Origin of the sequence: Hymenobacter sp., assembly GCF_036388155.1 — a bacterium.
Lineage (GTDB): Bacteria > Bacteroidota > Bacteroidia > Cytophagales > Hymenobacteraceae > Hymenobacter.
In genome coordinates, this window is the sequence record NZ_DASVSI010000004.1 from 18571 (window position 1) to 39366 (window position 20796).

16 protein-coding genes and 1 other RNA gene are annotated in these 20796 nt (G+C 61.2%); 5 read left to right on the forward strand and 12 right to left on the reverse strand.

The window, feature by feature from the left end; all coding sequences use genetic code 11:
• Positions 1-157: 157 nt before the first annotated feature.
• The 4 genes from ald to VF629_RS00575 form a co-directional block, all read right to left on the reverse strand.
• On the reverse strand, positions 158-1285 hold the full coding sequence (gene ald, locus VF629_RS00560) for an alanine dehydrogenase (protein ID WP_331056491.1): 1128 nt from the start codon (positions 1283-1285) through the stop codon (positions 158-160).
• 87 nt (positions 1286-1372) lie between these two features.
• The gene (locus VF629_RS00565; RefSeq protein WP_331056492.1) at positions 1373-1885 is read right to left on the reverse strand and encodes a VOC family protein; all 513 of its coding nucleotides are present in this window, start codon (positions 1883-1885) and stop codon (positions 1373-1375) included.
• Positions 1886-2038: 153 nt separating this feature from the next.
• Positions 2039-2476: an META domain-containing protein gene (locus VF629_RS00570; RefSeq protein ID WP_331056493.1), complete on the reverse strand. Its 438-nt coding sequence runs from the start codon at positions 2474-2476 to the stop codon at positions 2039-2041.
• 230 nt (positions 2477-2706) lie between these two features.
• Positions 2707-3477 (reverse strand): DUF1573 domain-containing protein, encoded by a 771-nt coding sequence (locus tag VF629_RS00575; RefSeq protein ID WP_331056494.1) that lies wholly within the window; start codon positions 3475-3477, stop codon positions 2707-2709.
• A gap of 243 nt (positions 3478-3720) precedes the next feature.
• Here VF629_RS00575 and VF629_RS00580 point away from each other — a divergent pair, with 243 nt between their 5' ends.
• On the forward strand, positions 3721-6141 hold the full coding sequence (locus VF629_RS00580) for an alpha-ketoacid dehydrogenase subunit alpha/beta (protein ID WP_331056495.1): 2421 nt from the start codon (positions 3721-3723) through the stop codon (positions 6139-6141).
• Positions 6142-6161: 20 nt separating this feature from the next.
• Here VF629_RS00580 and VF629_RS00585 read toward each other — a convergent pair whose 3' ends face one another.
• Positions 6162-6740: a hypothetical protein gene (locus VF629_RS00585; protein WP_331056496.1), complete on the reverse strand. Its 579-nt coding sequence runs from the start codon at positions 6738-6740 to the stop codon at positions 6162-6164.
• Between the two features lie 139 nt (positions 6741-6879).
• Between VF629_RS00585 and VF629_RS00590 the strand changes: the two genes are divergently transcribed.
• A complete protein-coding gene (locus VF629_RS00590) occupies positions 6880-7857 on the forward strand; it encodes an acyl transferase (protein ID WP_331056497.1) in 978 nt (325 codons plus the stop codon).
• Positions 7858-8045: 188 nt separating this feature from the next.
• Here the strand turns inward: VF629_RS00590 and VF629_RS00595 are convergent, their stop codons facing one another.
• Entirely contained in the window at positions 8046-9209 is a 1164-nt protein-coding gene (locus tag VF629_RS00595) for a sigma-54 dependent transcriptional regulator (RefSeq protein WP_331056498.1), read from the reverse strand.
• 266 nt (positions 9210-9475) lie between these two features.
• Here VF629_RS00595 and VF629_RS00600 point away from each other — a divergent pair, with 266 nt between their 5' ends.
• Together VF629_RS00600 and VF629_RS00605 are read left to right on the forward strand one after the other, a co-directional pair.
• Positions 9476-10756, forward strand: coding sequence for a PQQ-dependent sugar dehydrogenase (locus VF629_RS00600; protein ID WP_331056499.1), 1281 nt, complete (start codon positions 9476-9478; stop codon positions 10754-10756).
• 62 nt (positions 10757-10818) lie between these two features.
• Positions 10819-11214, forward strand: coding sequence for a cytochrome c (locus VF629_RS00605; protein WP_331056500.1), 396 nt, complete (start codon positions 10819-10821; stop codon positions 11212-11214).
• A 154-nt stretch (positions 11215-11368) separates the two neighbouring features.
• On the opposite strand, the gene rnpB is transcribed toward VF629_RS00605, so the two are convergent.
• From rnpB to VF629_RS00630, 5 genes are all read right to left on the reverse strand, one after another.
• Positions 11369-11834, reverse strand: an RNA gene (gene rnpB, locus VF629_RS00610) — RNase P RNA component class A.
• Between the two features lie 153 nt (positions 11835-11987).
• Positions 11988-12203, reverse strand: coding sequence for a GIY-YIG nuclease family protein (locus VF629_RS00615; protein WP_331056501.1), 216 nt, complete (start codon positions 12201-12203; stop codon positions 11988-11990).
• 82 nt (positions 12204-12285) lie between these two features.
• Positions 12286-14151 (reverse strand): M1 family metallopeptidase, encoded by a 1866-nt coding sequence (locus VF629_RS00620; protein WP_331056502.1) that lies wholly within the window; start codon positions 14149-14151, stop codon positions 12286-12288.
• Positions 14152-14322: 171 nt separating this feature from the next.
• Complete coding sequence (locus VF629_RS00625; protein WP_331056503.1) at positions 14323-15540, reverse strand: Smr/MutS family protein; 1218 nt, start codon at positions 15538-15540, stop codon at positions 14323-14325.
• A gap of 219 nt (positions 15541-15759) precedes the next feature.
• Positions 15760-16716 carry a DUF2279 domain-containing protein gene (locus tag VF629_RS00630; RefSeq protein WP_331056504.1) on the reverse strand — a complete coding sequence of 319 codons (957 nt, stop codon included), beginning with the start codon at positions 16714-16716 and terminating at the stop codon, positions 15760-15762.
• 136 nt (positions 16717-16852) lie between these two features.
• Between VF629_RS00630 and VF629_RS00635 the strand changes: the two genes are divergently transcribed.
• Positions 16853-19675 carry an alpha-amylase family glycosyl hydrolase gene (locus VF629_RS00635; protein ID WP_331056505.1) on the forward strand — a complete coding sequence of 941 codons (2823 nt, stop codon included), beginning with the start codon at positions 16853-16855 and terminating at the stop codon, positions 19673-19675.
• A gap of 105 nt (positions 19676-19780) precedes the next feature.
• Here the strand turns inward: VF629_RS00635 and VF629_RS00640 are convergent, their stop codons facing one another.
• A complete protein-coding gene (locus tag VF629_RS00640; protein WP_331056506.1) occupies positions 19781-20647 on the reverse strand; it encodes an N-acetylglucosamine kinase in 867 nt (288 codons plus the stop codon).
• Positions 20648-20796: the final 149 nt, after the last annotated feature.

A 20796-nucleotide genomic window follows, 5' to 3' on the forward strand; every position in this document is an offset into this window, starting at 1 on the left:
TTCAAGATGCTTATAGCGCGGGCTCGCAGAGCCCACGCTATAACACCTGTGTGCAATAACTGCGAAACCGCTTAATTGTCGAGAAGAGGCAGCAAAGGAAAGCCTTCCCGACGCTTGGGTCAGGAAGGCTTTTTACTTTTAACCGCCAAATTTTGACTTACACCGAAGCCAGTTCCAGGACCGAGTCTACGCTGGCCAGGGGCAGGCCCCAGGCATCGGCCACGCCTTTGTAGACCACTTCGCCGTGCACCACGTTCAGGCCGAGGCGCAGGGCCTCGTCGCGGCGGCAGGCTTCCTGCCAGCCCTGGTTGGCCAGTTTCACGGCGTAGGGCAGGGTGGCGTTAGTCAAAGCCAGGGTGCTGGTGTAGGGCACCGCGCCGGGCATGTTGGCCACGCAGTAGTGCACCACGTCGTCGATGATGAAGGTCGGGTTTTCGTGGGTGGTGGGGTGGCAGGTTTCGATGCAACCGCCCTGGTCCACGGCCACGTCGACCACCACGGTGCCGGGACGCATGGTCTTCAGCATGTCGCGGGTGATGAGGTGCGGCGCCTTGGCACCGGGAATCAGCACGGCGCCCACAATCAGGTCCGAGGTTTTAATGGCTTCGCGGATATTGTACTCGTTCGAGTACTGCGTCACCACGTTCTTGGGCATGAAGTCGTCGAGCTCGCGCAAACGGTTCAGGCTGATGTCCATGATGGTTACTTGCGCGCCGAGGCCGGCGGCTACTTTGGCAGCTTGGGTGCCCACCACGCCACCACCCAGCACCAGCACGTTGGCGGGCTTCACGCCGGGCACGCCGCCCAGCAGGATGCCGCGGCCTTTCAGGGGCTTCTCGAGGTACTTGGCGCCTTCTTGGGGAGCCATGCGGCCCGCCACTTCGCTCATCGGAATGAGCAGGGGCAGGGCGCGGTTGCTGAGCTCCACGGTCTCATAGGCGAGGCACACGGCCTTGCGCTCAATCATGGCGTGGGTGAGCTCTTCGCCGCTGGCGAAGTGGAAGTAGGTGAAGAGCAGTTGGTTCTCCTTGATGAGGGGGTACTCCTCCGCAATCGGCTCCTTTACTTTGATAATCATCTCGGCCTGCTCGTACACATCGGCGATGGTGGGGAGCAGCGTGGCGCCGGCCGTTTGGTACTCGTCGTCGGCGAAGCCGCTGCCCTCGCCCGCGGTCGATTGCACCAGCAGGGTGTGGCCGTGCTTGCGCAGTTCGGCTACGCCGGCCGGAGTGAGGCCCACGCGGTTTTCGTTGTTTTTAATTTCCTTAGGAACGCCGATTATCATGAGAGAGATGGTGGGAGTGGAGGTGAGAATATGTGCGGCAAAGATACGGGCAACCGCGCCGTAGCGCGAAGGACAAAGTTCGGGCTACTACCGTTCCGCCAGCAGCGCGTTTAGGTCCAGCGCGCGGGTGTACATCTGCACGCCGCCGTCGGGGGCCAGGGGCCACTGCTCGCGCGGCCGGTCCCAGTACAGCTCCACGCCGTTGCCGTCGGGGTCGTCGAGGTAAATGGCTTCCGACACGCCGTGGTCGGCCGAGCCGGTGATGGGGTAGTTGGCCGCCGCCACCTGGCGCAGCGCGCCGGCCAGTTCGGCCCGGGTGGCATACAGGATGGCCGTGTGGTACAGCCCCGCGCCTTGCTTGCGCGCCGGCGGCCCGCCCAGGCTGTTCCAGGTGTTCAGCCCAATGTGATGGTGGTAGCCGCCCGCCGAAATAAAGGCCACCTGGTTGCCAAACCGCTGCATGACTGTAAACCCCAAAATGTCGCGGTAAAAACCAAGCGCTTTGTCGATGTCCGTGACCTGCAGATGGACGTGCCCAACGCGCGTTTGGGCCGGCACTTGGTACGGCGTGGCTTGGGGAGTGGCAGCTGAGTTTTCCATGCCACAAGTAACGCCCCGCACGGCCAATGGCTTGCAGCAAGCAGCCAAAAAAAGGCCTTACCCAGGAGGTAAGGCCTTACAATGAGCCCCATGAATCAGCTTTCAGGCTGTTGGGCATTTGCATTTGGTTTACGTCCGCGCTGGCCTTTGCGCTCACTTCAGCGCTTCAAAAACCAGATGCGGCTTGTCAGTGTCGTCGGCGTAGAGCAGCAGCTGGTCGCCTCGGATGTCGTAGCGTTTCGTTTGAGGCAAAGCCGCCAGGTACTTCGTGGCAACATTCAAGTCGGAACACGCGCCCGGGGTCGTTGTCATCCCGGTGATGACTAACCGCTTGTTGCCGGCATCAAGCCCATACTTCCCCTGGATGGTCGTGCAAGCCGCCAAGCCCGAAACACCCGCGCCTGGGGCGTCGAATTGTACAAACGAGTCGTAGTCGTAGCCATAGCTGGAGTACGATATCCACTGACCGTCTATCTCCTTCAGCATCCAGCGCCGGTTCGTTAAATTGGACGTGTCGTCGTTTTTGTCTTGGCAGTTCCCAAGCGCCAAAGCAGCTCCCAGGCAGAGTAGGTGGGTAAGTACGTTTCTCATAAAAAGCCAAACGGTAAGGTGAGAAGGGAAACAACTTGAACGCTGAAACCCTTCGGCCACGGCCTGACCTGAGTACTCCGGTGCTTGCGTTTAGCGGGCAAGCCCGAAAACGAGCAGCGATGTGCCACAAAGCCTTTCAAGGGGTTTCGCAGCGTTGATTGTTACCCCACCCCGAAGGTTGCGTGGCCCCTGTGATTTTTCAGAAAAAAGCTTCAGCCATTCCCTCGGCCTTACTTAAACGGTACGGCCGTGCCGCTCTCCTTCACCATGCTGCCGCCGACCAAGTCGCGCACAATCGTGGCTTTCAGCGTGAGTTTGGCGTCGCCGCTCACGTCGTTCGAGCTGATGGTGACGGCGTCGCTCACCTGGCCGAGCTGGCGCTGGCTGTAGAGCAGCTCCACCACGGCGCTCTGGCCGGGCGCGATGGGAGCGGGGGGCGTTTTGTAGCCCACGCAGTAGCAGCCGGCCGTGAGGGCGCCGAGCACCAGCGGCGTCTTGCCCGAGTTTTTCACGGTGAAGCGCGCGGTGGGTTGCTGGCCGGCTTCCATTTTGCCGAAGTCAAACTCGGCTTTGTCGAGCACCAGCTTCGGCGACTGCGCCAACTGGGCCGGCGTGAGCGTGGGCTTGATTTGCTCTTTGGTGAGCACCGTGCCTTTGATGGTGAGCACCTTGCTGGGCTCGGAGGCGTTGCTGGTCACGGTCACGGTTTTGTTGAACACGCCGGGGCGGCCGGCGCTGCTGTACATGGCCTTGATAACGCCCATCTTGCCGGGCAGCACGGGCGTCTTGGTCCAGTCAGGGGTGGTGCAGCCGCAGCTGGCCTGCACGTTGGCAATGACCACGGGCTGGGTGCCCGTGTTCTTAAACTTGAATTCGTAGGTGGCCATCGTGCCCTCGGGCACATTGCCAAAATCGTGGTTGTCGGTGGTGAACTGCATCACGCCCTGGGCACGGGCAGTGAATGTGAGTGCCAGCAGGCAAAGGGCGAATAAGTGTTTCATCGTCTTGGGCTTTAAAGCTGCGAGCCAAGCGCCGGGCAGCCACCCGCGGCTTGAATTCGTTTAACAATACCGGAAGTGGGCAAAAGGTTAGCGCCAGCAACCAAGTCGCTGCCGAAACCATTACCCAAATATACACCCGAAGCCCGCGTACCGCCCGCCCAACCGCCGTTCCGTATTTTTGCACCGGCTCTGGCCACTTCGCTCTGCTATCCCAAGAATTCCCACTCCACCGTTCCTGCTACTATGTCCACTGCCGAAACCGCCCTGCCCGCGCTAGCCGCGCCCCTCACCAAGGCTGATTTCCTTCACGATTACCGCTTGGCTTGGGAAAGCCGGCACGCTTCGCTCGCCGGCCGCAAGGAGGTGTTTATGGGCAAGGCCAAGTTTGGCATCTTTGGCGACGGCAAAGAAGTGCCGCAGCTGGCCATGGCCCGCGCCTTCCAGAACGGCGACTTCCGCGCCGGCTATTACCGCGACCAGACGTTCATGGTCGCCATCGGCCAGCTCACCTGGGAGCAATACTTCGCCCAGCTCTACGCCAACCCCGACGTGGAAGCCGAGCCCGCTACCGGTGGCCGCGCCATGAACGGCCACTTCGCCACCCGCATGCTGGACGAAGACGGCCTGCTCACGGACCTCGTCCAGACCAAAAATTCCTCGGCCGATGTGTCGCCCACGGCGTCCCAGATGCCGCGCCTGTTGGGCATGGCCTACGCCTCCAAGCTGTTCCGCCAAAACCCCGAGCTGCACCAGTTCACCAACCTTTCCAACAACGGCAACGAGGTGGCTTTTGGCACCATCGGCAACGCCAGCACCTCGGAAGGCATGTTTTTCGAGGCGCTGAATGCGGCCGGTGTGCTGCAGGTGCCCATGCTGGTGAGCGTGTGGGACGACCACTACGGCATCTCGGTGCCGGCCGAATACCAGACCACCAAGCAAAGCATTTCGGCCATCATGGCCGGCCTGCAGCGCGACGGCGAAGGGGAGCCGGGCTTCGAGATTTACGTGGTGCGCGGCTGGGACTACGCCGGGCTGGTGGACACCTACCAGCGCGCCGCCGCCGTGTGTCGCGAGCAGCACGTGCCCGTGCTCATCCACGTCACGGAGCTCACGCAGCCGCAAGGCCACAGCACCAGCGGCTCGCACGAGCGCTACAAGAGCAAGGACCGGCTGAGCTGGGAAGAAGCCCACGACTGCCTGCACAAGCTGCGCGAGTGGCTGCTGGCCGAGGGACACGCCACCGAACTGGAGCTGGACGAAATTGAAAAATCTGCGGCGGCCGTCATCAAAACGGCCCGTACCGCTGCCTGGGCCGCTTTCTTCGACCCCATCAAAGCCGAGCGCGACGAGGCCGTGGCCCTGCTGGAAAAACTGGTGACCGACACCGGCACCGAAAACACGCTCCACGAACTGGTGGAACAGCTCAAAACTAACCCCACACCCATTCGGGCCGACATTGTGCGGACTCTGCGCCGCGTGCTGCGTGCCGTGCGCCACGAGAAGCGCAGCTTCGGCCGCCGCAGCGTGCAGCGCCACTTGGAGCAGCTGCTGGCTGAAAACGCCGACCGCTACAACTCCAGTCTGTTCAGCCAAAGCGAGCTGGCCGTGGGCAACATCGAGGAAGTACCGGCCGAGTTCGCACCCAACGCGCCGGTCGTGGACGCCCGCGAGGTGCTGCAGGCCTGCTTCGACGCCAACTTTGAGCGCGACCCCAGCATTTTCGCCATTGGCGAGGACGTGGGCAAGATTGGTGACGTTAACCAGGCCTTCGCCGGCTTGCAGGACAAGTTTGGCGAGCTGCGCGTGACCGATACCGGCATTCGGGAGTGCACCATTGTGGGGCAGGGCATTGGCGCCGCGCTGCGCGGCCTGCGGCCCATCACCGAAATACAGTACCTCGACTACCTGCTCTACGCCATTCAGCTGCTCAGCGACGACTTAGCTTCCCTGCAGTACCGCACCAAAGGCGGCCAAAAAGCGCCGCTGATTGTGCGCACGCGTGGGCACCGGCTGGAGGGCATTTGGCACTCCGGGTCGCCCATGCAAATGATATTGGGCAGCATCCGGGGCATTCACGTGTGTGTGCCCCGCAACATGGTGCAAGCCGCGGGCTTCTACAACACGCTGTTGCGCAGCGACGAGCCCGCCCTGGTGATTGAGTGCCTGAACGGCTACCGGCTGAAGGAGCGAATTCCCAGCAACGTCGGGGAATTTACCCTGCCACTAGGCCGCCCCGAAGTGCTGCAAGCCGGCACCGACGTTACGGTGGTCACCTACGGCTCGATGTGCCGCATTGTGATGGAAGCCGCTAAGCAGCTGGCCGAAGTAGGCATCTCCGTGGAAGTCATCGACGTGCAAACCCTGCTGCCCTTCGACGTGGAGCACCTCATCGTGGACAGCATTCAGAAAACCAACCGTGTGGTGTTTGCCGACGAAGACGTGCCTGGCGGCGGCACGGCTTTCATGATGCAGCACGTGCTGGACGAGCAGCAGGCCTACCGCTTCCTCGATGCGCAGCCGCGCTGCCTGGCGGCGCAGCCCCACCGCCCGGCCTACAGCTCCGACGGCGACTACTTCAGCAAGCCCAACGCCGAAGACGTGTTCGACACCGTGTATGAGCTGATGAGCGAAGCCGAGCCCGAGCGGTTCCCCGAGATTTATTAGGCCAAAAAATAACGCTGGGGTTAGGGCCCCAGCGTTATCGGTGTCGTTGTAATGGTGTTGCTCACGTGCAGCGCCCGGTCCACGATGCGAATTTCGAAGCGCAACACCTGCCCGGGATAAAAGGCGGCATCGTCTAGTTCCAGCGGAAGACTGTAGCGCAGCGTGCCCCGCAGCGGGGCCGGTTTGGCTTCGCCGCCTTCCACGTTGTCGAGGCGCAGGAAACGGCCGTCGTAGTCGCCCTCGGTGGCGATGATGTACCGTTCGAAGGGCCCGCCGGGAGTTCGTTGAATAAAAGGCTGAATGAGGTAGTTATCGCCGTTGCCGCGGTTTCGGGGGCCGCCGGTGGTCTGATTGTAGGGGGCTACTTTGATGTCGTCGTCGGACAAGCCCAGGTCGCCGTCGCCGTCTTTGAAATCAACGGCAAACTTGAGCGTGTCGCGGGCCAAGAATCCGCCGCTGCGGGGCACGTGAACTTTGTCCAGGCTTTTGAAGTCGATTTCCGGCTTAATGTCATAGTCGGGCGCGTTGATGCAGCCGTTCAGGCCGGCACCAATCAAGCAGACCAGAGAGGCCACACCGAGGGTACGAAACAGATTCATAAGGACGAAAAGTGAAGAGACGGAAACACAACGGCCGAAGCGGCACCAAAGTACATTTTTTCCAACGAATGACGGGGGCGGTTGGTTCTATCGTCGCTGCTAACACCGCGGCCTGCGTATGAGTTTTCGAGCTGATTTTTTGAAGCGTTTGCCCGGCCTCACGGCAGCTACTTTCGAGCCAGCTGCCTTGGCGCTGTTTCGGCACCAGGCGGCGCATTGCCCGCCGTATGCCGCGTACCTGAAGGCGCTGGGACTGCCGTGGGCGCACGTGGCGCACCTGGAGGAAATTCCGTTTTTGCCCATTGAGTTTTTCAAAACCCACGACGTGCGCACCTGCCCGGCCGAGTGGGAGCCGCAAGAAGTGTTTTTGAGCAGCGGCACCACGCTGCAGCAACGCAGCCGCCACCTCGTGCGCGACCCGGCCCTGTACCGCGACAATGCGGCCCGCATTTTCGAGCAATACTACGGCCCGCTCTCTGGCTGGACGTTTCTGGCGCTGCTGCCTTCTTACCTCGAACAAGGCCAGTCTTCCCTGGTGGCCATGGTCGACCATTTCGCCCGGCAGTCAGGCCAAACCCAGCCCGCGTTTTTCCTGCACGACCACGCCGCCCTGCGTGCTGCATTGGCCGAAGCCAAGCAAACCGGCCGCCGCGTGATGCTCATTGGGGTGAGCTACGCCTTGCTGGACTTCGCGGCCGAAACCGGCCCGGCTCCCGAGCTGCAGGGCCTGACCGTGCTCGAAACCGGCGGCATGAAAGGCCGCCGCCGCGAGATGATTCGGGAGGAGTTGCACCAGGAACTGCAACTCGCCTTCGGCCCGGCCGGCATTCACTCCGAATACGGCATGACCGAGTTGCTCAGCCAGGCCTACTCGCTGGGCGACGGCCGTTTCCATTGCCCCGCGCCGCTGCGGGTGCTGCTGCGCGACCCTTCGGACCCTTTTTCGATTGGCGGCAGGCCCGACGGCGCCATCAACGTCATTGACTTAGCAAACATTGATTCCTGCGCTTTCATCGAAACCAAAGACCTAGCGCGGATGCACGAAGACGGTAGTTTTGAGGTACTGGGGCGGATGGATAATTCGGACGTGCGCGGGTGTAATCAGATGGCTACGTAACGCTTGTCATTCCGAGGCCGCAGGCCGTGGCAATCCGTCCTGTTAAAATCAGCAACCTTCGAAAGCGTAAAAAGCCCCGGCACGGCGCCGTGCCGGGGCTTTTCAGTAAAACGAAGTGTCACATTATTAAGCTGGTCGCTGAGACCAGGACGGATTGCTTCGCTGCACTCGCAATGACAGCCCGGACGCTACTTTCCCGCAAACGCCTTTGCGTCGCCTTCCGAAATCGTGTCGTCGCTCATAATTACGAGGCGCTCGACCACGTTACGGAGCTCGCGGATGTTGCCGCGCCAGTCCAGGCCTTTGAGGTATTCCAGGGCGGCCGGGTCGATTTTCTTGGGCTTGTTGCCGTAGTCGGCAGCGATGTCGTTGAGGAACTTCTGAATTAGCTCGGGGATGTCGTCGCGGCGGTCGTTGAGGGCCGGCACCTGGATGAGGATGACTGAGAGGCGGTGGTACAAATCTTCCCGGAAATTGCGCTCGGCGATTTCCTGCAACAGGTCTTTGTTGGTGGCGGCGAGGACGCGCACGTTCACCGAAATTTCCTTTTCGCCGCCTACGCGGGTGATTTTACTTTCCTGGAGCGCGCGCAGCACTTTGGCCTGGGCCGAAAGGCTCATGTCGCCGATTTCGTCCAGGAACAGGGTACCGCCGTCGGCTTGCTCAAATTTGCCGATGCGCTGCTTCACGGCCGAGGTGAAGGAGCCTTTTTCGTGACCGAACAGCTCGCTTTCGATTAGCTCCGATGGGATGGCGGCGCAGTTCACTTCCACCAGCGGGCCGTGGGCGCGCTGGCTGAGCTCGTGCAGCTGCCGGGCAACCATCTCCTTGCCGGCGCCGTTGGGGCCGGTGATGAGCACGCGGGCGTCGGTGGGGGCCACTTTTTCGATGGCTTTGCGCACGCTGCCCAAAGCGGCCGAGGAGCCCACCATTTCCGAGCCTTTCGTGACGGAAAGCTTCTTCTTGAGCGTCTTGGTTTCGCTTACCAGCTTGCTGCGGTCGAGGGCGTTGCGCACGGTCACAAGGAGGCGGTTGAGGTCCGGCGGCTTGGAGAGGAAATCGTAGGCGCCTTTTTTGGTGGCTTCCACGGCCGTGTCGATGCTGCCGTGGGCCGACACCATGATAAAGGCCGCGTCGGCGCCCATGGCCTGGGCCCGGGTGAGGACTTCGAGGCCGTCCATCTTGGGCATTTTGATGTCGCAGAGCACCACGTCGTACTTCTGCGCAATGAGCATGTCGAGGCCGGCGGGGCCGTCTTCGGCCTGGTCGACGGTGTAGTTTTCAAACTCCAGAATTTCCTTCAGCGTGTTGCGAATGGCTCTTTCGTCGTCAATAATGAGAATACGGGGCATAGGGGCGAATACAGAAATTGGGGCAATCAGCGCGGCGCGAAGGTAACGAAAAGCGGCGCGCTGAGTTTAAGACCGTAGCAAACAACTGCCGGGGCCGGCGGCTTCTGTTGGCAACTCGTGGGCCGGCATCGAAATGCGTGGTGGCAACGGGCTGCCCAGGCTTTTGGCGGCAACTGGTTTCGGCGCCGACCTTTGGCTTCGTGACGGGGCTCAAGCCCGCGGCGTTACCTTGGTGTGTTCTTCGTTCTTTCTAACCCAACTTCTTCATGAAAAGCGCAATAATCCGGCCCCTGCTGGTTGCGGCGACCCTCGCCGGCAGCTTCGGCCTGTATTCTCTGACAACCAAGCCCACCGTGGCGCCCGACGCCGACAACGCCGGCCTGAAACTGCCCGCCGGCTTTGGCGCGCTGGTGGTGGCCGAAACGGGGGGCCGCGCCCGCCACATCACCGTGACGCCGCAGGGCACCATTTTCGTGAAGCTGAGCCGGCTCAAAGACGGCAAGGGCGTGCTCATGCTGCGCGACAACGGCAGCGGCAAGGCCACGGTGGTGAGCGGCTTCGGCAACTACGGCGGCACCGGGCTCTACAGCAACAAAGAGTACCTGTACGCCTCGTCCGACGAGGAGGTGTTTCGCTACAAGCTGAACGCGAAAGGGGAGGTGACGAACCCCGCCCAGCCCGAAAAAATCGTCACCGGCCTGATTAACCGCGGCCAGCACGAGACCAAGTCCATCACGCTCGACAAGGAGGGCAATATCTACGTCAACATTGGAGCTTACGCCAACACTTGCCAGGTGAAGGACCGGCAGAAAGGCTCCCTGGGCCGGCCCAACTGCCCCATTCTGGACTCGGCGGGCGGCATCTGGCAATTCCGGGCCGACAAGCTGAACCAGACCTATGGCACCGGCACGCGCTACGCCACCGGCCTGCGCAACGTGGTGGGCCTGGACTGGAACGCGCAAGCCAACCAGCTCTATGTGATGCAGCACGGCCGCGACCAGCTCGCCGACAACTTCCCCGAGCTCTACACCACCAAGCAGTCGGCCGAGTTGCCCGCGGAGTGCCTGTACGCCCTGAAAAAAGGCGACAACGCCGGCTGGCCCTACATGTACTACGACCCGCAGCAGCGCAAGAAAATGGTGTGCCCGGAATACGGCGGCGACGGCAAGAAGGAAGCCGACGCCAAATACCTCGACCCCGCCGCGGCCTATCCCGCCCATACGGCGCCCAACGCCCTGCTCTTTTACACCGGCACCATGTTTCCGGAAAAGTACCGCAACGGCGCGTTCATTGCCTTCCACGGCTCCTGGAACCGTGCCCCAGAGCCCCAGAAAGGCTATTACGTGGTGTTCCAGCCGTTTAAAGACGGCAAGCCGTCCGGCGACTGGGAAGTATTCGCCGACAATTTCGCGGGCACTCCCGAGAAAGCCGCCGCGGGCCGCCCCGACCACAAGCCCTGCGGCCTGGCCCAGGGCCTCGACGGCTCCCTGTACGTCACCGACGACAAGGCCGGCACCGTATACCGCATCGTTTACGCCAAGAAATAGCCTGTTTGATGAAGTTTCAAGTGTTGTTATTGAGCTTGCTGGTAGGGAGTAGCCTGTCGGCAATGGCTCAAAAGAAACCGGCCGCCAAGGCCAAGACGCCCGCCGCCTCGGCCGCCATTCCGGCTGCCACTTTAGCCGCCGGCAAGGCCCTCTACGCGCAAAACTGCCTGGTTTGCCACCAGGCCGATGGCGGCGGCGTGGAGCGCATGAACGCGCCCCTGACCAAAACATCCTGGGTGCTCGGCGACAAAACGCGCCTGGTGAACGTGCTCCTAAACGGCATGCAAGGCGTCGAAATCGACGGTGAAGTGTATACCAATGTGATGCCCGCCTTCACCCAATTGTCTGACCAACAGCTGGCCGAGGTGCTCACCTACATTCGCAATAGCTTTGGCAACAAAGCCAGCGCGGTGAGCAGCGCTGAGGTGAAAGCGGTGCGCGCGGCGAATAAGAAGTAACTGGTCGGACACCGGTCCGGCCGCCCTAGGCGGCCCGACCGGTTGAAGTTGACACGGCATTCGTCGGGCGTCAACCGGTCGGGCCGCCTAGGGCGGCCGGACCGGCACAACCAAAAAGGCCGCCGCAACTTATGTTGCGGCGGCCTTTTTGATGTTTGGTGATGGGTCTGTAAGCCGGGTTTTGTCCGCGGCCGAAGCCGCGTCCCCACCATTTATCTAGGCCAGTCCTCGCGGAAAGGCTCCATCAACCTACCCGCTGGCGCCGGACGAGCCGCCCGGTGCCGATGCGGCCGAAGCCGCGCCGGCGTACCAGCTTATTTGGTCTTTCAACCCCTGAGGTTTACCCAGCCGGGACGGTCACCCGCCCGCTGGTGCGCTCTTACCGCACCTTTTCACCCTTACCTGATGATGAGATGGTGAGTAGTGAAATTGGTGAGTGCCGGAACGACAACTCACCATCTCACCATTTCACCACTCACCGCCCGGCGGTAGTTTTCTGTGGCACTGGCTGTCCTGGGTTGCGTTATGCGCGCCAGTCCTTCCCGTTAGGAAGCAGGGTGCTCTGCGTTGCCCGGACTTTCCTCGTCGCCCGAAAGCGCCGCGGTGGGGCGACCCATCACTGCGGGCAAAGGTAGTACCTGAACAAATTAGAACGTCATGCTGAGCTTGTCGAAGCATCTCGCCCGCTTCGTTGCTTTTTATCCATGCCATGTTTCTAAATCAATGGCTTCCCACAAAGGGTTAAAAGCATTGATTAGAGCATCCTTTTTCGCTCAATTCCAGCCCTTTAATTGCTTCTCACGACTTATGGCTTGCTGTGCATTGGGACAGTGTTCAAAATAAATCAATAAGTTGGTTTGGTAATGACTCGTAAACTTGTTAGTGATGCCTAGGCCACCCGAATGTTCTGCAAGGCGGCGCACTAAGTCGTTTGTCACGCCTATGTACAGGACTTTCCGGGTCATGTTTGTTAGGATGTAAACGTGCATGACAAACTATACTGATAATGAATTACTAAAGCGGGCGAGATGCTTCGACAAGCTCAGCATGACGTTCTATTGTAAACTTTTTCTACTTCCCCTCCCACACATTGTCCTTCGGGAAACTGTCCGGCACCAGCGTGCTGCCCAGCGTCACTTGCTTCACGGGTTGCTTGGTGGCCACGGGCACGGTGACGGAGGTGGCGCCCGTTTCCCAGACGGCGATGGTGCGGTGGAGTTTCTGGGTGGTGTTGTCGGCGAAGGTCACGGTTAGGTCCACGGGGACGGGCTTGCTGCCTTTGGCTTGCACCTGGATGTCGTAGCCGGCGGCGGTTTTGGTGACGTTGGCGATGGCGAGGTCGGGGTAGCCGGCGTCGAAAAACCACCGCTGCCAGAACCAATTGAGGTTGCGGCCGGCACCGGCGTTCATGCTGTTGAAGAAGTCGTAGGGCATGGGGTGCTTGCCGTTCCAGTTGCGGATGTAGGTGTGCATCGCCTTGGTAAACAGCTCGTCGCCGAGCAAATCCTTCACGTAGAGGTAGCCCATGCCGGGTTTGGCGTAGGAATTCAGGAACATGGCCGTGCCGTTTTGCAGCGTGGTGAGCGTGGTGATGGGCACGTCGACTTCGGTGGCCGCTGCCTGGGCGTAGGGCTTGATGCCGTAGTCGTCCTCCACGGTGGGGTCGATGATGCTGGATATCATCCACTCGCCGATGGTGGCCCAGCCCTCGTCCATCCAGCCGTACTTGGTTTCGTTGATGCCCATGTAGAAGGGGAACATCGTGTGGAAGATTTCGTGGTCGGTGAGGGTGATGGCGTCGAAGCGTGTTTCGGTGGGGTTGTCGTTCACCATCATGGGGTATTCCATCTGGTCGAGGCCGTCGAACACGGTTTCGTGGGCGTAGGGGAAGGGCCATTTGGGAAAGGTGTAGCTCATGGCCTCCACCGTTTTGCGGCTGAAATCGATAACCTCCTCGTAGTCTTTGTGCTTGGGGTTGTACACGGCGTCGACGCGGGTGCGGCGCTTGGTGGCCGGGTCTACCACCAGGCTGGTGCTTTGCCACACGTAATGGTCGCTGGTGGCAAACACAAAGTCCGTCACGTTGCGGGCCTCAAAGCGCCAGGTGTTTTGGGCGTTGGGCGCGGTGATGTCGCGGCGCTGGGCGTCTTCGGCCGAAATGATGGCGGCCACGGCGTCTTTCTGTTCGGCGCCGCGCAGGCGCTGGGCGTACTTCTTGGTGAGTACCTGGTCGGCGTTTTTGAGGTCGCCGGTGGCCCACACCACAAAGTTCTTGGGCACGGTGATGGCCGCTTTGAAGTTGCAGAAGTCGTTGTAGAATTCCTGGTCGCCGGTGTAGGGCAGGCGGTTCCAGCCGTCGATGTCGTCGTAGACGGCAATGCGGGGGAAGAAATAGGCCACGAAAGCGGCCCCCGGCTCAACCTCGCCGGTGCGGGTGTGCGAGCCTTTGTTCAGCGTGTACGAGTAGGCCACCTTCACCGTAGCCGCCTGCCGGGCACTAATGGCACGGCTTAGCGGCACCACCATGTTGGTGCCATTAATGGTCAGCTTTTTCAGGTCGAAAGCTGCGCCATTGATGCTGAGAGCCGTGATTTTCACGCCTTCGCCAATGTCTTCCGGCGCAATGGTGCGGGCACGGGGTGCGCCTTTTTGGTAAAAGTTGGGGTAGAGCTTGAACCAGAGCTGGCGCAGCGAGTCGGGGCTGTTGTTCTGGTAGGCAATGGCTACGGTGCCGGCCACGCGGCGGCTCACGGGGTCAAACGTGACGGCGAGGTCGTAATCGGCGGTGTTTTGCCAGTAGTTGGGGCCGGGCAGGCCGGTTTCGGCGCGGGTGCCTTTGGCGTAGGTGGCCTGCAGATTGCGCGGCACGGGCAGCGGCTGCTGGGCCAGCGCAGGAAGCGTGAAAAGCAGGGCCGCGAGTAGGAAGAAGTGGCGCATGAAAGTGGCAGTAGCCGGAAAGAACAATGAATTAAACAAAAGAACGTCATGCTGAGCTTGCCGAAGCATCTCTCCCGCAACACTAACTATGATTAGTTGCGTGGGAGAGATGCTTCGGCAAGCTCAGCATGACGTTCTTATTGAGGCTGTAAAGAATCAACCCGCTACTTCCTACTTCAGCCGCACCAGCGTGGCGCCGAAGCCAAACTTCTCCTTGCGGGCGTCCTCGAAGAACTTAATGTCCTTGTTGCGGCTGAGCTGGCGGTGAATTTCCTTGCGGAGCACCCCGTTGCCCATGCCGTGAATGAACACGATTTCGTGCATGTTGGTGGCCAGGGCTCGGCTCAGCGCATCTTCAAACGCGTCGAGTTGCAGGCGTAGAATGGCCGTGTTGCTGAACTCTTCGGTGTTGTCGGGCCGCAGGGCTTCCAGGTGCAGGTCGAACTCGTGCGGAGGGGCCACTACGGGCGCCGCGGGGGCGGGCGTTGCGGCGGCCACTACCGCGGCGGGCTTGGCCGGGGCGTCGCCGGTGAGCTGGGCTTTGAGGGCCGCGGCATCTACGCCGGCGGGCTTGGCAGGGGCAGAAGCGGCAATTGGCGTTTCCTGAACCAATTGCTCAGGGGCTATGGCCGCGGCCGCTTTCTCATCTAGCTGAAACAGGTAGGCGTCCTTGCCAATCACCGGCGCCGGACGCTGGCTCGAATAGAACGTGCTGGCCTTGAAGCCCTGCCGCTTGGTGATGAGCTCATACGCGGCGTCGCCGTTGTGGCGATGAGGCAGTAGCTGCACCACCACGGCGGGCCAGGTTTCAAAATCCTTCATGTGCAGGAAGGAGAGGGGCTTGGTGCTGGCCTTGGGGCCCAGCTTGTCGGCGGCCAGGGCGCGGTAAGGGCGGGCGGCGGTTTCCTCGCCGTAGGTGTACAGCACGTCGGCCTCGGTGTTGTTGATGAGCGTGACGCCCAGCAGCTCGGGCGACTGGTGCACCAGGGCCAGAAACAGGCCTTTAGCGGCCGCGGCTTGTTTGGGAGCCGGTGCAGCACTACCGCCCATCTTGGCCAGGCCGGCGCCGCTTGAGGCAGCCGCGGCCAGGGCCTCTTGCAGCGAGGGCTGGACGGGCTTGGCCCCCGCGGGACCTTGGGACGGGCGTTGGCTGCGGTCTTTCTTGCTGGCGTTGGCGTTTTTACCAGGCACCTGGCCGGCGCGATACTCAATGTTGGTGCGGTCGAAGTTCTTGCCTTCTTCTTGGGCCACCACCACTACTTCGCGCCGCAGCACGGGAATGGTGAAATCATTATCAATGGCCACTTCCACCAACTCGCTGTCGAGCAGACGGGTAACGATGCCTTCTTCGGTGCCGGTGAGCAGCCGGACTCTATCTCCTACATTCATGACCACAGATTTAACGGATTTAAGCGGATTGGGACGGATTTTTGGTGGTTCCGTCGTTGGGGTTGCCGTGTAAGCCCCCAATCCTGAGTACACAAAAGTACGGCTTGCGTAAAGCCTTGGACTGTCACTACGCCAATTCGTCAACAATTGACTGCCCGGCCCCAGTCGCGGAACCACCAAAAATCCGTTTCAATCCGCTGAAATCCGTTAAATCTGCGGTCACATGTAGAGACCGTGAAAACGGAAACCGTTGCGTCCGTTATACTCCAGGGCCGGGGCCGGCAGGTGGAAAATGCTGAGCGTGTAGAACACCCGTTTCAGCAGTACGCTGCGGGTGGGAATTCGGCGCAAATCCACGTCGAGCGACAGGTAATACTGCCGGTAGGGGCGCAGCCCAAACGCGGCGTTGTCCTGCGGCTCGTTGTACACCATGTCCTCGCCGCCGTAGCCCACGGCGGGCTGCAGCCAGCGCGGCCAGCGGTTGCCGGGCTTCAAGAAAGCGCCTACGTCGGTGCAGAGCCAGTAGGTCTGGCCGTTGTAGTCTTTCAGCCAGCGCTCGGGCACGTTGCTGCCCAGTACGTTGGGCCGGCGGGCGGCGTAGCCGGTGAGGTGAAACGACCATTTGGGCATGATGCGCACGTCGCGCCAAGCCAGCTGCTGGGCCAGCAAGCCCGCCGAACCCATAAAATTCGCGGCCAAATCGGTAGCCGAGGCGCCGTAGGCCGGGTCGCGCCCGTCCAGCAATTCCAGCGGGCTCTGAATGGCAAATCCCACAAACGACCCGTACCACACGGCCTTCTTTTCGGGCAGGCCAGCCCAGCGCAGCATGTCCACGGCGCCGCGGCTGATTTGGAATGCACCCCAAAAGTGGCCGGCTTTATCCAGCTGCTGCCACTCAGACAGGTCGTTGAACCAGTGCAGCGACGTACGCTCGCCGGTGTACCACGAGGTGGTGAGGCCGGTGTAAATCACGCCATAGCCCACCGCCGAGCCGCCCACCAGCCAGCGCAGGCGCTGCTGGCGCAGGCGGGCCGAATCGACGGGCGCTGGCTGCGCGGTGCTGTCGGAGCGAAGGGGTTGCGCCGTGGCGCCGGAGTTGGCCAGGCTAACGCCCACCATCAGCCCCGCCAGCCACCAGAGCCGTACCGGAATAAAAAGGCGGGAAACGAGCTGCATGCAAACAATATTTCCCAGTAAAGGTAGGCTTTGGGCCGCCACTCAAGGGGGTTTGTCTTATCTTGCGCTAACGTTTGCGCAGTTGGCGTGCGCTGGCCCGTATTCTTCCTTCAACCATCCCACCAAAAATTCCCCAATGAAGACATTTACCCGAATTACAACCCTGCTGCTCACGCTGCTAGCCTGGACTGCCCAGGCGCAGGTGGTGACCACCCAACCGGTGTTTTTCACCGAAACCACGCCGGTCACCATCACCTTCGACGCCACCCAAGGCAACGCTGGACTCAACAACTTTACGGGCGACGTCTACATCTATACCGGTGCGATAACCGCAGGCCCCACGAGCACCACCTGGAGCCGCGTGAAAAGCCCACCCTTCAACACGGGCGACCCGGACTCTAAAATGACCCGTTCGGGCTCGAACCCCAACCTCTACACCATCACTTTCACGCCCCGCACCTTCTATCCCGGGCTGTTGCCCACTGAGGTGATATACCGCTTGGGAATGTTGTTCAAAAACGCCGACGGCACCGTGGTAGGCCGGGCCGCGGGCGGCGGCGACATCTTCGTGGACGTGGCCCAGGCCGGCTTGTCAGCGCGCATCACCAGCCCGGCGCCCAACCCGGGCGGCAACCCGCTGTTCGTGAACGCCAACGCCCAGGTTAGCGTGACCGGTACGGCCTCGGCCGCCGCCACGCTCACCTTCACCCTCAACGGCGCCCAAGTGGCCCAGCAGGCCAACGCCACCACGCTCACTACCACCGTCACGGCCAGCCAAGCCGGCCGCAGCGTGCTGCGCTTCACGGCCAGCACCGGCAGCGGCACCCCCGCCGCCGATTCGCTGGTGTTTGTGGTGCGCCCCGCCGTGACCGTGGCCGCGCTGCCCGCCGGCGCCAAGGACGGCATCACCTACCTGGCCGGCGGCACGTCGGTCATCCTCAATCTAACGGCCCCGAGCAAGCAGTTTGTGTACGTGCTGGGCGAGTTCAACAACTGGCAACCCGAGCCCGGCGCCTACATGAACCAAACCCCCGACGGCACCCGCTGGTGGATACAGATTAATGGTCTGACGCCGGGCCGCGAGTACGGCTATCAGTACCTCGTGGACGGCACTTTGCGCGTAGCGGACCCGTATTCAGAGAAGATTTTGCAGGGCGACGACTCGTTCATTCCCAGCGTGACCTATCCCAACCTGAAGCCCTACCCCACGGGCGCCACCACCGGCAATGTGTCGGTGCTGCAAACCAACCAGACGCCTTACCAGTGGCAAACCACCACCTTCACCCGGCCCGCGCGCACCGACATGGTGATTTATGAGCTGCTGGTGCGCGACTTCATTGGTCGCCACGACTACCAAACCTTGCGGGACACCCTCAACTACCTGCAGCGCCTGGGCGTCAACACCATCGGGCTGATGCCCATCAATGAGTTTGAAGGCAACGAGAGCTGGGGCTACAATCCTTCGTTCTACTTTGCCCCCGACAAGTACTACGGCACGAAGGACGAGCTGAAGCGCTTCATTGACGAATGCCACCGCCGCGGCATGGCCGTGGTGATTGATATGGTGCTGAACCACTCGTTCGGCCAGTCGCCGATGGTGCAGATGTATTTTGACGGCGTGGCCAATAAGCCCGCCGCCAACAGCCCCTGGTTCAATGCCGACGCCACGCACCCCTTCAACGTAGGCTACGATTTCAACCACGAAAGTGCGTTCACCAAGTACTTCTCGAAGCGGGTGATGGAGTTTTGGTTGCAGGAATACCGCGTCGACGGCTACCGCTTCGACTTGTCGAAGGGCTTTACCCAAGTGAATAATCCCAACAACGTGGGCGCCTGGGGCAACTATGACCAGTCGCGCATCAATATCTGGAAGGACTACTACGATTTCATGAAGACCGTCGACCCTAACGTGTACTGCATCCTGGAGCACCTCTCCGATAACTCCGAGGAAAAGGTGTTGTCTGACTACGGCATGATGCTGTGGGGCAACATGAACGTGAGCTACAACGAAGCCACCATGGGCTACGTGAACAGCAAGGCCGACTTTAGTGGTGGCTATTTCGGCGCCCGCACCTGGACCAGCCCCAACCTGGTGACTTACATGGAAAGCCACGACGAGGAGCGCCTGATGTACAGAAACCTCACCTTTGGCAACCAGGCCAATCCCGCCCACAACGTGCGCGACCTCAACACCGCCCTGGCTCGCAACGAAGCCGCCGCTGCCTTCTTCTTCACCGTGCCAGGCCCCAAGATGATTTGGCAGTTCGGCGAAGTAGGCTACGACATCAGCATCGACCAGAATGGCCGCACCGGTAACAAGCCCATCCTCTGGAACTACTACCAGAACGCCAACCGCCGCAAGCTCTACAACGTGTACCGCGACCTCATTGCGCTGAAGAAAACGCAGCCCGTGTTCAAAACCGGCACCTACACCCAGCAGCTCGCCAGCGCCACCAAGTCCATCCACCTCACCGACGCCAACCTGAGCGTGACGGTTATTGGCAACTTCGACGTGAACGTAGCCAGCATCAACCCCGAGTTCCAGCGCACCGGCAAGTGGTACAACTACCTGAGCGGCGACAGCATCACGGTGGCTAACGCCACGGCGCCCATCAGCCTGCAGCCCGGCGAATACGCCGTGTACACCTCGCGCAACCTCAGGAAAGCCACGCTGCTGGCCACCAAAGCCCGCCGCACCGACGCCCTGCGCCTCACGGCCTCGCCCAACCCCAGCAGCCGCACCGCGCGCATCGAGTACGAGCTGGCCGCCCCCGGCCCCGTCACCCTCACGGTGCACAACCTCTTGGGCGCCACCCTGCGCACCGAGTGCGTGGCCCGGCAGGCCGCCGGTGGCCACGAGGCCCTGCTGCCCGTCGACAACCTGGCCGACGGCGTGTACCTCGTCCGCGTCACCACGGGCCAGCTCACTCAAACCGTGCGCCTCGTGGTGCAGCACTAGGGCTGTTTCTGCCCGGCCACAAAAAAGCCGCCCGGTTCCGGGGCGGCTTTTTTGTGGCCTCACAATTCTTTTGCAATAGTAGAGCTGTGATGGTAGCGGCGCTTGCTAGGCGTTGCGCTTTTCGTTCTGCTCCTGCTCGTGGAAGGACACCAGGTCGTCGATGGGCGACCGGATGATTTTGCCCACTTCCATGCCGTGCCGGCGCGCCACCTGCGTCAGCACGTCGCGGAAGTTGTAGCCCACCGAGCCAATGCAGTTGAACGAGTAGTCCTGGTACTTGGGGTAGTGCACCACCAGGTTCTGGAAGAAGGTCTCAAAGCCTTCAAGCACGATTTCGCGGCAGTACGCCACGTTGTTGTGGTCGTAGGCAAACTTGGCAAAGCTGGCCAGGTAGCGGTTGGGCAGGGGCTGGTTGTAGAGGCGGTCGAGGATGCTGTTGCGCGAGCCGAGGTTATAGTCTTTCTGCAGCGCTTCTTGCAGGCCATCGGGCAGCAGGCCGCGCAGGTAGTCCCGCAGCAGCCGCTTGCCAAAATAAGACCCCGACCCTTCATCGCCCAGGAAGTAGCCCAGCGAATCCACGTTGTAGGTAATCTTCTCGCCATCGTACAGACACGAGTTGGTGCCCGTGCCCAAAATGGCGGCAAAGCCCGGCTTGTGGCCCAGCAGAGCCCGCGCGGCGGCCAGCAAGTCTTCGGTTACGTAGGCCTGAGCATTGGGAAAAAGCTGCCGGAGTGCCGCCGCAATTACCTCAGCTTTTTCGGGCGACGAGACGCCAGCGCCATAAAAGTGCACCTCGCTCACCGCGTCTCGCGGCAGCGTGGAAGGCAAATGCTCGGTGAGCGAGGCCGCGATGCCAGCGGTATCGATGAAGTCGGGGTTGTACCCTTCAGTATTGAAATACACGCGCTGGTTGGCGTCGTCGAGCTGGCACCAGTTGCACTTGGTGGAGCCGCCGTCGGCAATTAAAATCATAGGGAAAAGGTGTTAGGTTGAGAGCGACGAAAGTAGGAAACTGTTCCGAAACGACGCCCCAAAAACTTTGGGGATAGGCATGAACTGGACTGAATAGGATTGACTGCCTAGTCAGCTTGCGGTAATACGGCCCGGCCAGACAAAAAAAG

Excerpts from the sequence above, each read along its gene's own strand:
- ald (WP_331056491.1), bottom strand. The coding sequence starts at position 1,285 with ATGATAATCGGCGTTCCTAAGGAAATTAAAAACAACGAAAACCGCGTG.
- VF629_RS00565 (WP_331056492.1), bottom strand. The coding sequence starts at position 1,885 with ATGGAAAACTCAGCTGCCACTCCCCAAGCCACGCCGTACCAAGTGCCG.
- VF629_RS00570 (WP_331056493.1), bottom strand. The coding sequence starts at position 2,476 with ATGAGAAACGTACTTACCCACCTACTCTGCCTGGGAGCTGCTTTGGCG.
- VF629_RS00575 (WP_331056494.1), bottom strand. The coding sequence starts at position 3,477 with ATGAAACACTTATTCGCCCTTTGCCTGCTGGCACTCACATTCACTGCC.
- VF629_RS00580 (WP_331056495.1), top strand. The coding sequence starts at position 3,721 with ATGTCCACTGCCGAAACCGCCCTGCCCGCGCTAGCCGCGCCCCTCACC.
- VF629_RS00585 (WP_331056496.1), bottom strand. The coding sequence starts at position 6,740 with ATGAATCTGTTTCGTACCCTCGGTGTGGCCTCTCTGGTCTGCTTGATT.
- VF629_RS00595 (WP_331056498.1), bottom strand. The coding sequence starts at position 9,209 with ATGCCCCGTATTCTCATTATTGACGACGAAAGAGCCATTCGCAACACG.
- VF629_RS00600 (WP_331056499.1), top strand. The coding sequence starts at position 9,476 with ATGAAAAGCGCAATAATCCGGCCCCTGCTGGTTGCGGCGACCCTCGCC.
- VF629_RS00605 (WP_331056500.1), top strand. The coding sequence starts at position 10,819 with ATGGCTCAAAAGAAACCGGCCGCCAAGGCCAAGACGCCCGCCGCCTCG.
- VF629_RS00615 (WP_331056501.1), bottom strand. The coding sequence starts at position 12,203 with ATGCACGTTTACATCCTAACAAACATGACCCGGAAAGTCCTGTACATA.
- VF629_RS00620 (WP_331056502.1), bottom strand. The coding sequence starts at position 14,151 with ATGCGCCACTTCTTCCTACTCGCGGCCCTGCTTTTCACGCTTCCTGCG.
- VF629_RS00625 (WP_331056503.1), bottom strand. The coding sequence starts at position 15,540 with ATGAATGTAGGAGATAGAGTCCGGCTGCTCACCGGCACCGAAGAAGGC.
- VF629_RS00630 (WP_331056504.1), bottom strand. The coding sequence starts at position 16,716 with ATGCAGCTCGTTTCCCGCCTTTTTATTCCGGTACGGCTCTGGTGGCTG.
- VF629_RS00635 (WP_331056505.1), top strand. The coding sequence starts at position 16,853 with ATGAAGACATTTACCCGAATTACAACCCTGCTGCTCACGCTGCTAGCC.
- VF629_RS00640 (WP_331056506.1), bottom strand. The coding sequence starts at position 20,647 with ATGATTTTAATTGCCGACGGCGGCTCCACCAAGTGCAACTGGTGCCAG.